Source organism: Glutamicibacter sp. NPDC087583 (genome assembly GCF_044743685.1).
Lineage (GTDB): Bacteria > Actinomycetota > Actinomycetes > Actinomycetales > Micrococcaceae > Glutamicibacter.
Map to the genome: position 1 here is coordinate 80,925 of NZ_JBIUWY010000004.1, position 10,743 is coordinate 91,667.

Here is a 10,743-nt window from a genome sequence, read left to right on the forward strand (position 1 = left end):
AGTGGACTCGTTATTTGGATGATTAAGGGTTTAAAGGAGAAGTGTTAATAACCCTTGTGGATACTGTGGATAAGGCCTGTAACCCCAGACCCGCCCACGATTGTGCATGTGAACAATCTGTGGTTGAACATGAGACTCAGTTCCACCATCCTGTTGATACTCAGTTCCATGATTTTTAACGTCCACATGGTTTGCGCACTTATCCGCAGGTCGTCACCAAATCATCCACAGTCTTATCCACACCTGTGATTTCTCGCCGCTAGTGCTCCCGCTGGCTCTGCTTAATCCGGTTGGTTAGCTCGGTGACCTGATTAAAGATCGCTCGGCGCTCGGCCATGAGCTCACGGATCTTACGATCCGCGTGAATCACGGTGGTGTGGTCGCGGCCGCCAAGTTCTGCACCAATCTTCGGCAGCGACATGTCGGTAAGCTCACGCAGCAAGTACATGGCGATCTGGCGCGCGGTGACCAAAGTACGAGTTCGCGACTTGCTGTTCAGCTCATCAATACTCAGTCCGAAGTACTCTGCGGTCTGCTTGATGATGGTCGACGGCGTGATTTCCTGGGCCCCGTCTTCGCTGATCAAGTCCTTGAGCACGGTTTCGGCCAATGCAAGGTCCACGGGCTGGTTATTCAGCGACGCGAAAGCGGTGACACGGATCAAAGCACCTTCGAGTTCCCGGATATTCGTGGAAATACGCGAAGCAATGTACTCCATGACATCACTTGGAGCTGAAAGATTTTCAGCGTCGGCCTTCTTACGCAAAATCGCAATACGCGTCTCCAGCTCTGGTGGCTGAATATCGGTCAGCAGGCCCCACTCGAAGCGCGAACGCATGCGGTCTTCGAATCCCTGCAGCTGCTTGGGAGGCAGATCAGAGGTGATGACAACCTGCTTGTTGTGGTTGTGCAGCGCATTGAAGGTATGGAAGAACTCTTCCTGGGTAGCGTCCTTGTTGGCCAAGAACTGAATGTCGTCAATGAGCAGAATGTCGACATTGCGGTAAGTCTGCTTGAAACTTGCGCCCTCGTCGTCGCGGATCGAGTTGATGAAATCATTGGTGAACTCTTCGGAGTTCACGTAGCGCACGCGGATGCCCTTGTAGAGATGGCGTGCGTAGTGGCCAATGGCATGCAGCAAGTGAGTCTTGCCCAGACCTGAATCACCATAGATGAACAGCGGGTTGTAGGCCTTGGCCGGCGCTTCGGCAACAGCAACGGCTGCGGCGTGGGCAAAGCGGTTCGATGAGCCGATCACGAAGGTGTCGAAAATGTACTTCGGGTTCAGCCGGCCGAACTCCTGCGAATTCGATGGGGGAGTTGGCTGCGGTGCTGGCTGGGGGCGCGGACCAGGAGTCTCAACGACTGCTGGAGCTGACGGCGCGGCGGCTTTGGCTTCAGGCTCATCTTCTTCGAGCTCATCCGAGAGCGAGAGATCAACGCTGACGGCGCAACGGATCTCGTCCTGGAAGACTTCTCGCAGTGCTTCATCCAGCGGCTCGCGCAGCTGAGTCTGCAGAATATCGCGGGTGAGGTCATTGGGTACCGCAACTAAGAGCGTCGTACCGATTAGTCCCTGAGGTTTAGCCAGCGATACGAAGGCACGGTAACGCGCCTTGACGCGATCATCATCCTCGATCTTCCGGATGACTTGGCGCCAAGAGCTACCAATGCTATTGGTTTCGTCGCTGCTCACTAAGGGCGCCCCGCTTCCGTTTAAATGCAATCTTGGTCACAAGAATCCTGTTTCCAGGCTTCTGAAACGTCGTTTTCTGGACCACGTCTGCATTGATTCTATCCATCATCCACACAGTTATGCACAGCTCCGTGGAAAAACCGGGTGTTATTACTGTGGAAAACGGGTTTTCCCTTGAAATCAAGCGTTTTTCGCTGCGAGATGACTAGCTGTTTTGCGGAAAACTGTGAATTTTCTTTCGTTATGCACAGCCTTAATCCACAAGTCTGGGGTAGATTATTCACAGGCCGACTCTCGAAGTAGGGAGCATGGGCAGAACTCGTGCGCCAATTTGACCTTGCGCGCATAGTTTTCTATTGTTATTCAGTCCTATGCGCATCTTTTTGCGACTTGCTCATTTTTGGAAGAGCCCGCGAAAAAAGCGCATTTTATAAAAAGCACGAGCGTCATCCTGTTGTTATCCAGCTAGCTAGTAACGGGTAGTACGCATCATCTAAAACGTTTTGGAGTGTCACCGTGAGCAAGCGGACTTTTCAGCCTAACAACCGTCGTCGTTCGAAGAAGCATGGCTTCCGCCTTCGTATGCGTACCCGTGCAGGTCGTGCCATCCTTTCGGCACGTCGCGGCAAGGGTCGCACCGAGCTGTCCGCATAAATTTGCGAAACAGCTCTTGGCAGCATGACTTCAACGAGCTCAGCTAAAGAGCAACCCGAAGCCGATGTTGCCTAAGAATCAGCGACTGCGCCTAGCGCAAGACCTTACAGCCACTGTACGTTCCGGCGTCCGAAGCGGACGCCGGAACGTCGTGCTATATGCACGGCACCGAGAAACCGAAGAGTTCCTTGGTGACAGGTTTGGATTCATTGTTTCCAAGGCTGTAGGTATTGCCGTTAAAAGGAATCTCACCAAACGACGAATGCGGGAAATCGCCCACGAGCTGCGGCGCGTGGACGGCGACGTCGATTTCGTCTTCCGTGCACTTCCTGGCGCCGCCGAACTCTCTTGGGAAGAACTCAACTCCCAGGTCAATTCAGCCTTCTCCGCTGTTTTGCGCAAGATTGAGGCGCGCTGATGCGTAAGGACTTAGCTCCGCGTACCGGTTTGCTGTGGTTCATCATCGATATCCCACGCAACATCGTTATCGGGCTGCTCAAGACTTACCGAAAACTCATCTCGCCACTATATGGCGATGTATGCCGATACTTTCCTAGCTGTTCTGCCTATGGGCTCGAAGCAGTGACTCAGCACGGCGTTGTCAAAGGCGCCGGATTGACCACTTGGCGGATTCTCCGATGCAATCCGTGGTCCCACGGAGGCGTCGACCACGTTCCTGAGGGACCGAGGATTTGGCCAGAAGGCAAACTGCCGAGGATCATAGTTCTGAATCATCCTGTGATTCCCGACGATGAAGACGCCGCGGAAAGCGGCCGCAAGGAGCTCGACCACTGATGAACAACTTCCTAGACACGATACTGACTCCGTTTACGTACGTAGTCTCGTGGGTTCTGTGGGCATTCCACGAACTGTTCACCGCGATTGGAATGAACGGGGATTCGGGTGTTACCTGGACCTTGTCGATCATCTTCCTCGTGCTGCTGATCCGTACTTTGCTGATCCCAGTGTTCGTCAAGCAGATCAAGTCCCAGCGCGCGATGCAGGCACTGCAGCCTGATCTGCGCAAGCTGCAGGCCAAGTACAAGGGCAAGACCGACCAGATGTCGCGCCAGGCTATGGTTCAGGAGCAGCAGGCGCTGTTCAAGAAGCATAAGACCAACCCGCTGTCTTCCTGCTTGCCCCTGCTCGTGCAGATGCCGTTCTTCTTCGCGCTGTTCCGCGTTCTGAACGAAGCCTCCCGCGCCAGCGATGATGGACGTTCGATCGGCGCTCTGTCCGCTGAGCACATCCGCAGCTTCGACAATTCCTCGATCCTGGGCGCTCCGCTGTCCGAGACCTTCTTGGGCACCATCAATTCCGGTGCCATCAACTGGGCAGTGATCATCGTTGCGGTGGTCATGATCCTTGCAATGACCGCATCGCAGTTCTTCACCCAGCGACAGCTGATGACCAAGAACATGAGCAAGGAGGCCCTCGAGGGCCCGTTCATGCAGCAGCAGAAGATGATGCTGTACATCCTGCCCCTGGTCTTCGGTATCGGTGGTATCAACTTCCCAATCGGTGTGCTGATTTACTGGACCGCTTCGAACCTGTGGACCCTGGGCCAGCAGTTCTGGGTTATCCGCAACAACCCGACCCCTGGTTCGGAAGCAGAGCGCGAACTTAACGCTCGCCGCGCCGCCAAGGGCCTGCCTCCAGTAGGCGTGAAGAAGGAAGACGCTGATGCCGCTGCCGCCGCCGCGGCAGAGCAGCAGGCCAAGGGCCAGCGTGAACAGCCGCAGCGCAAGAACCGTCGAAAGAAGAAGTAGCCATGACTGCAACTGAGAACATCGACGCACCAGAACTGGAAAACCAGATCGAAGACGACCAGGAAGTTCTGGACGAGGGCGACGTCGCCGCCGACTACCTCGAAGAGCTTCTGGACATTGCAGATCTGGACGGCGATATCGACATCGAGATCCGCGGTGGCCGCACCTACATCTCGATCCTTGCCGAGGACGCAGACGCCTCGTTGGAGAGCCTCGTAGGCAAGGATGGAGAAGTCCTCGATGCCCTCCAGGAACTCACCCGGCTGGCAGTGCTCACTGCTACCGGTGAACGTTCGCGCTTGATCCTGGATATTGCCGGCTACCGCGCAGAGCGCGCAGAACTGCTCCGCAAGATCGCTGAAGATGCTATTGCGTCGGTACGCGAAACCGGCGAGAAGACCCACTTGGATCCAATGAGCGCCTACGAGCGCAAGCTCGTGCACGACGTGATCGCCGATGCAGGACTGCACTCGGAATCCGAGGGTGAATCGACCCGACGCCATATCGTTATTTCGGTACTGGACAGCTAAGAACCATCACGCGAGAGCGTGCTGATCGACCTAAGGACCAACGACCATGACTGAGGACCTCAGCCTTACTGCAGAAGAGACCCTGGCTGCCGAGAAGATCTTCGGTGACCGCCTGGATCTTGCCAAGCGCTATGTGGAGCATCTGGCGACCTCGGGCATTGAGCGCGGGCTTCTTGGCCCACGGGAAGTACCCCGTCTGTGGTCCCGTCACGTGCTCAACTGCGCCGTGATCGAAGAGGTCATGGAGAAGGACGCCGAGGTAGCCGACGTAGGCTCCGGTGCTGGCCTTCCAGGGCTCTGCTTGGCAATTGCCCGCGCGGACCTCAAATTGACGCTTATTGAGCCTCTGGAGCGCCGCTGCATCTGGCTCTCCGAGGTTATCGATGATCTGGGTCTGGACAACGTCACCGTGATGCGTGGCCGTGCAGAGCAGATGGTCGACGTCGTCAACGCACGCTATGTCACGGCCCGTGCCGTATCTGCTCTGACCAACTTGGCTGGACTGACTATTCCATTGCTACACGGACAGGGCGAGCTCATCGCCATCAAGGGCCGCTCCGCTGTCGAAGAGATCGCTAAGGCTACCAAGGCGATCCGCAAGCTTGGCGGCAGGGAAACCGAAGTGCTCACTGTGGGCGAAAGCATCCTTGCAGAGCCAACCACGGTGGTTCGCATCAAGGTTGGCTAACGTTGACGCGATAGTCTGTTAAATAGTTATAGAAGTGAAATGGCTTTCATCCTCATAGTTTTCGAGGATGAAGCCATTTCGCAATCTGCATGACTTGTTTTGAATGTTTCACGTGAAACATTATCGGTGCACGCCATGAGCATTAGGTGCATCAATTCACGAGGAGGAGTTTTACCTTTGTCTAAGACTAAGGATTCATCGGATAGCGCGTTTGATTTCAACGACTCGTCCTCGCCTTTGGCTACTCAGATAGCTAGTGAACATCGTCGTCGCGAAGCTTTGGAGGCCCGCAAGGTGCCAATGCCTGAGAAGACCCGCTATTTCACCATTTCCAACCAGAAGGGTGGCGTAGGCAAGACGACGACCACGGTCAACCTTGCCGCCGCCCTAGCCAAGGGCGGGCTAAACGTCCTGGTCATTGATATCGACCCGCAGGGCAACGCTTCTACCGCGCTGGGCATTGAACACCACGCTGAAGTAGACAGCATTTATGACGTGTTAATCAATGATCTTCCATTGGCTGACGTAGTAGCTACATGCCCAGACTTGCCAACCCTGCAGGTCGCTCCTGCAACCATTCACCTGGCAGGCGCTGAAATCGAGTTGGTTTCATTAGTAGCCCGCGAACAGCGCCTGCAGCGCGCCCTGGATGACTACGCGCGTACCCGCCAGCGCAAGGGGCTGCCTCGCTTGGACTACGTCTTCATCGACTGCCCGCCAAGCCTAGGCCTGCTGACCGTTAACGCCTTCGTTGCCGCTCGTGAAGTTCTCATCCCAATCCAGTGCGAGTACTATGCGCTCGAGGGCCTGAGCCAGCTACTGAAGAACATTGAAATGATCCAGAAGCATTTGAACTCCAAGCTGACGGTTTCGACGATACTGCTGACCATGTACGACGGTCGCACGAATTTGGCCGCGCAGGTCGCCAACGAAGTCCGTGAGCACTTCCCAGAGCAGGTGCTCAAGGCCGTCATCCCTCGTTCGGTACGAATCTCTGAAGCGCCGAGCTACCAGCAGACCGTCATTACTTATGATCCAAATTCGACTGGTGCATTGTCGTACTCCGAAGCAGCCGTAGAGATGGCTGAACGAGGCGCGTAAGACCTTATAAATACGTTTCACGCTGGAAAAGATCATCCCCTTAGATTTTCGTTTGTTTTTCCAGATCTATCTGATGCGGATGCGAGATTCGTACGGTGAGAGCCACGGCTGACGCACTGTGCGCATCCCCGGTTCAAAGCCAAAAAACAGTAGACTAGTCTCGGGCTGAAATTTCGGATGAAAGGGCGTGCGAAGAACATGGCAGATAAGAAGCGGGGATTGGGCAGGGGACTGGGTGCCCTTATTTCCAGCTCACCGGCGACGGCGGCTCCTGAGGAAAACCAGAATGTTTCACGTGAAACAGCTCCTGTAGATCCGGCCGCGGAAGCGTCGAAGTCGCGCGCTACACGTCCTGTCGATATGTTCTTCGAACCGGGACGCAAGTCCTCGGCACCTAAGGCGCCAACCACTCCCGCAAAGCCGGCAAAGCGCGCTCGCGCAACTATGCCTGGCTTGAATACAACTCTTGGGGGAAAGAATACCTCTGCACCTCAGGAAGACGCATCAGCTGAGAAACCAGCACCTAAGAAGACCGAGCCGCAACCTGTAAAATCAGACTCTCCCGATCTTGTCGAAGTTCCTGGCGCACAGTTCGCTGAACTCGACGTCCAGCTGATTCACCCAAATCGCAAGCAGCCGCGTACCAACTTCGATCAGGAGCACATGGATGAACTCATCCATTCGATCCGCGAAATTGGATTGCTTCAACCTATCGTGGTCCGCCCTTCCCGCGAGAAAGATGACGCTCCGTATGAGCTGGTCATGGGTGAACGCCGTTGGCGCGCGACACAGGCGGCTGGCCTAGCGACTATCCCGGCCATTATCCGCGACACGCATGACACCGATCTGTTGCGCGACGCCTTGCTCGAGAACCTGCATCGCTCACAACTGAATCCACTGGAAGAGGCCGCTGCTTATCAGCAGCTTCTAGAAGAGTTCAATTGCACCCAGGAAGTGCTTTCAGAACGAATCGGACGATCCCGTTCACAGATTTCCAATACGATTCGCTTGATGAAACTACCTCCACTCGTTCAGCGTCGTGTTGCGGCTGGCGTTCTTTCTGCCGGTCATGCGCGCGCGTTGCTAGGACTGTCGAACAACGAAGTCATCGAGCAGCTGGCTCAGCGAATCATCAATGAGGGCTTGTCCGTGCGCGCGACCGAAGAAGCAGTGGCACTGAGTGACGACAAGCCACGAAAGCCAGCAAAGAAGGCGCGAGAGACCCAGCGCAATGAACGCCTGGACTTCCTGGCAACTTCGCTCGCGGACCGCTTGGACACTAACGTCAAGATTCAGCTTGGCAGCCGCAAGGGCAAAGTCAGCATCGAGTTCGCTTCGGTGGATGATCTGAACCGCATCATGCAGGTTATTGATCCGACTATGAACTCGTAATTTCATGAACTGGCGCATGTTTCACGTGAAACATGCGCCTTTCTTGTATCTAGAGCCTGTGTTTCACGTGAAACAAATACTCCATGCGAGGTTACTGCCAACCAAGTATGAGGGCGGCACATGGAGACGAATCGTTGGTGGGTAGGAAACCGCTGCTGTCCATAAACGGATACTTAGGTGTGCCCGCATAGCTTTCGCATCGAATGGATCATGAACCACAGCAAGCATAGAACTGATTGTTGGCATCCGCCGTTGGCTTATCAAAGAGGGAACGTACATGCCGATGGCATGAGCACGAAGTAGCCACGACGCTGTCCAGAAATGTAGAGAAAGCAGGACACACCGTACCAGGTTCGGGATTGGCACCGCATCGCTGAGCCGAGCCCTTCACCTCGCTTCGTAACCATTCTCCGATGCCTGCTCCTGAGGATCAGCGAGCCATTCAGTTTAGGTCACCGAAATGCCTCCACTTAATGAATTCTACGGAGAACGGGAAGAGGATAGAACGCATGATTCGACCCGCCTGGCTGCGGGAACTACCCCAGCGGATACGGATTTGGGCCGCCAGTATTCTGCTTGGTAGGACATCCGGGGCGATAGGTGCCGCATTTGGTGCACAGTATTCCGGCTACCTTCCAGTGCGAAGGAGAACACAAGGTGCGATCAGTAGAGACACTGATGGTTTTCGCGGTCTATCCCTGCCTGGCTCTACTCCATCTAATGCGCAGTGGCATGTGTCAGCCATGCTTCTTAGATTGTTCGAGGACTGATGTGCAAGGGAGCCAGGATGCTGTCCGCAACTGAGCACAACTCCGAAAACCTTGGACCGAGAAGCCGTATCGGGCGATTCCAAGGGTACGTTTCATCGTTCTTGCTTAGGGCAGATATGCAACGGCGTTGAGTAAGGACTGCATACAGCATGTTCTGGAACAGCAAGATCAGATAGTCAGGCATACCGTGATGACTCTCTGAGCAGCAAGGTGGGCGTATAGCGACGCCACGAGGGCCGGGAGTCGGGTAGGGGAGAGGAAGGCTCGCACGAAGGCCGTGAAGGGCCAAGGAAGGCCGCTATGGACTTATGGCAGGACCAACCGGGGGCAAGTTCGGAGGGGTGCCAACGCTAACTGAATGCTAACCATTGAACGACTTTTGAATATTCACCCCACCTGATCCATTCAACAGACATTCTGAGGGAAGGATCAATGTGGAACAGTACGCAGAGATCCGTCGACTGCATTGAGCAGAAGGCGTGCCAATAACGGCGAACTCGCGGCGACTTGGCATCGCACGTAACACCGTATGTTCAGCATTGGCAGTCACCGAGTCTGCAAATGACCTGCAGACGAAGCGTGGTTCCATCGCTGACGCTTTCGAACCAGAAACCCGCAGGCTGGTCTGCGAGTATCCGCGCATGCCGGCGACGGCCATCGACGAACGAATCGAATGAACGAATTCCATCTCCACGTTGAAGAACCGGGTCGCACTGATATGTCCGGAATACACGAACGTGGGCCCTGCGGACCGGATGTTCCACGAATCAGGGCAAGCCGCGCAAGTGGATCTGTGGTTCCCCAAGCCACGGACATCTGTCGGATCCGACCAGGCTCTGATGCTGCCGGAGCTGATGATGAGGCTGTCGCATTTGAGGGTGTTCAAAGCGCTGATGATTCCTAGTTGGCAATGCCCGGATCTGAGCGTTGGGATGTGGAGCTAGAACGACGATGATGACGCGGTCCTCAAGAGCAGAATCTGGGACCGTGAATCCGCGATTCGGAAGCAAAAGGAAAGACACGGAAGTCAATTCAGTGCTTGCCGAGCCGCTGGCTAGCAGGAGCATTCTGGCTCCACCGAGAGATTCTGAGTTCAAAGAGCAAACCGAATGCAACCAGTTGCTTGAATCCTCTTTCCTTCAGAATCTCAGCAAACAGCTCGACGGGTGTCTACCGAAAGCCAATGAACACCGTTCAGCCCGATCCAGGTCCGGAGCATCGACCGGTCGCCGTAGGCTCTAGGCACAATGATCATCTCGCCTTCGATGCCATCAGTACCGGGCTCAGCCATCGGGCACGATGGAGAAGGACCTATAGCATGAGTCTGGGCCGCAATAATTAATTGGTGCATCCTTCAGACATTGGCCGGATTGTTGATTCCACGGTGACCATGGATAGAGGGTCTGCGGCCAGCCGGTGGTGGCTGATCCTCCGCGGTGCTGGACAAGCTGAATATTGGACTTTTCGAGAGCCGCCAATATTGCGGTTCTGAGCCACCCAGTATTCTGTCCGCGCGCGCCGGTGGTTGCGTCTTGCTGATGGATGAGTGGCTTTTGGATCCTCCAGCCGGCGGGTTGCTGAGAATCATCTTCGAGCTCATAGGGCGGCGGTATGACGCTGCATCCACCATTTTCTGTACGCAGTACAAGCAATCGGATTGGCGTGCCCGGCTGGACGCTGGTGCGTTGGCCGACGCGATCATGGATCATGTCGTGCACGATACGATTTGGGTTGAGACCGGTGGGCGCAACATGTGTGAGGTGTACTCTCGGCCGGAGCATTAGCCACGGGGCGTTGATTCGATGGAATCCTCGTTCAGGACTGCCTGCCGGACTGATGATCCGGCAGGTGGTTCTAAGGGAGACTATTGGGTGGATCTGAACCACAATAACGACTGGCCCAGAAGCGCAATATTGGGTGGCTCTCAAACCACCGAATATTCACAAGCACCAGATGATTACCGATCCGGCACATGTGCAGATTACTGCGTTGTGCGTTGAGCAAGATTCGACGCACAACCGTTATTTGGCCACGACCACGGCTGCGTGGTCGCGTCACGCCAGGTATCGGCCGGCAATAGAATCCCTTGCCTGGACATCCACGACTTTCATGATGTCCAGTAATGCGTACTTCGGAAGAAACG

The 10,743-nt window shown here is 55.2% G+C and carries 10 protein-coding genes; 9 read left to right on the top strand and 1 reads right to left on the bottom strand.

Annotated elements, in window-relative coordinates:
* Positions 1-259 precede the first annotated feature (259 nt).
* Positions 260-1,696, bottom strand: a complete 1,437-nt coding sequence (gene dnaA, locus ACIOU9_RS11890; RefSeq protein ID WP_105658693.1) for a chromosomal replication initiator protein DnaA — start codon at positions 1,694-1,696, stop codon at positions 260-262.
* Positions 1,697-2,212: 516 nt separating this feature from the next.
* Here dnaA and rpmH point away from each other — a divergent pair.
* From rpmH to ACIOU9_RS11935, 9 genes are all read left to right on the top strand, one after another.
* Complete coding sequence (rpmH, locus tag ACIOU9_RS11895) at positions 2,213-2,350, top strand: 50S ribosomal protein L34 (protein WP_075972541.1); 138 nt, start codon at positions 2,213-2,215, stop codon at positions 2,348-2,350.
* A gap of 64 nt (positions 2,351-2,414) precedes the next feature.
* A complete protein-coding gene (rnpA, locus tag ACIOU9_RS11900; RefSeq protein ID WP_105658694.1) occupies positions 2,415-2,768 on the top strand; it encodes a ribonuclease P protein component in 354 nt (117 codons plus the stop codon).
* Positions 2,768-3,145, top strand: a complete 378-nt coding sequence (yidD, locus tag ACIOU9_RS11905; protein WP_105662201.1) for a membrane protein insertion efficiency factor YidD — start codon at positions 2,768-2,770, stop codon at positions 3,143-3,145. The genes rnpA and yidD overlap by 1 nt, the downstream gene beginning before the upstream one ends.
* Complete coding sequence (gene yidC, locus ACIOU9_RS11910) at positions 3,145-4,119, top strand: membrane protein insertase YidC (RefSeq protein WP_105658696.1); 975 nt, start codon at positions 3,145-3,147, stop codon at positions 4,117-4,119. The genes yidD and yidC overlap by 1 nt, the downstream gene beginning before the upstream one ends.
* A 2-nt stretch (positions 4,120-4,121) precedes the next feature.
* Positions 4,122-4,649 (top strand): R3H domain-containing nucleic acid-binding protein, encoded by a 528-nt coding sequence (locus ACIOU9_RS11915; protein WP_133833763.1) that lies wholly within the window; start codon positions 4,122-4,124, stop codon positions 4,647-4,649.
* A 46-nt stretch (positions 4,650-4,695) separates the two neighbouring features.
* The gene (rsmG, locus tag ACIOU9_RS11920; RefSeq protein ID WP_105662203.1) at positions 4,696-5,337 is read left to right on the top strand and encodes a 16S rRNA (guanine(527)-N(7))-methyltransferase RsmG; all 642 of its coding nucleotides are present in this window, start codon (positions 4,696-4,698) and stop codon (positions 5,335-5,337) included.
* 177 nt (positions 5,338-5,514) lie between these two features.
* A complete protein-coding gene (locus ACIOU9_RS11925; protein ID WP_105658699.1) occupies positions 5,515-6,438 on the top strand; it encodes a ParA family protein in 924 nt (307 codons plus the stop codon).
* A 198-nt stretch (positions 6,439-6,636) separates the two neighbouring features.
* A complete protein-coding gene (locus tag ACIOU9_RS11930; protein WP_332486933.1) occupies positions 6,637-7,830 on the top strand; it encodes a ParB/RepB/Spo0J family partition protein in 1,194 nt (397 codons plus the stop codon).
* Positions 7,831-10,036: 2,206 nt separating this feature from the next.
* A complete protein-coding gene (locus tag ACIOU9_RS11935; protein ID WP_105656614.1) occupies positions 10,037-10,384 on the top strand; it encodes an ATP-binding protein in 348 nt (115 codons plus the stop codon).
* The last annotated feature ends 359 nt before the right edge of the window (positions 10,385-10,743 follow it).

Coding starts and splice junctions, on each gene's coding strand:
- ACIOU9_RS11930 (WP_332486933.1), top strand. CDS start 6,637: ATGGCAGATAAGAAGCGGGGATTGGGCAGGGGACTGGGTGCCCTTATT.
- ACIOU9_RS11915 (WP_133833763.1), top strand. CDS start 4,122: ATGACTGCAACTGAGAACATCGACGCACCAGAACTGGAAAACCAGATC.
- yidC (WP_105658696.1), top strand. CDS start 3,145: ATGAACAACTTCCTAGACACGATACTGACTCCGTTTACGTACGTAGTC.
- yidD (WP_105662201.1), top strand. CDS start 2,768: ATGCGTAAGGACTTAGCTCCGCGTACCGGTTTGCTGTGGTTCATCATC.
- rsmG (WP_105662203.1), top strand. CDS start 4,696: ATGACTGAGGACCTCAGCCTTACTGCAGAAGAGACCCTGGCTGCCGAG.
- rnpA (WP_105658694.1), top strand. CDS start 2,415: ATGTTGCCTAAGAATCAGCGACTGCGCCTAGCGCAAGACCTTACAGCC.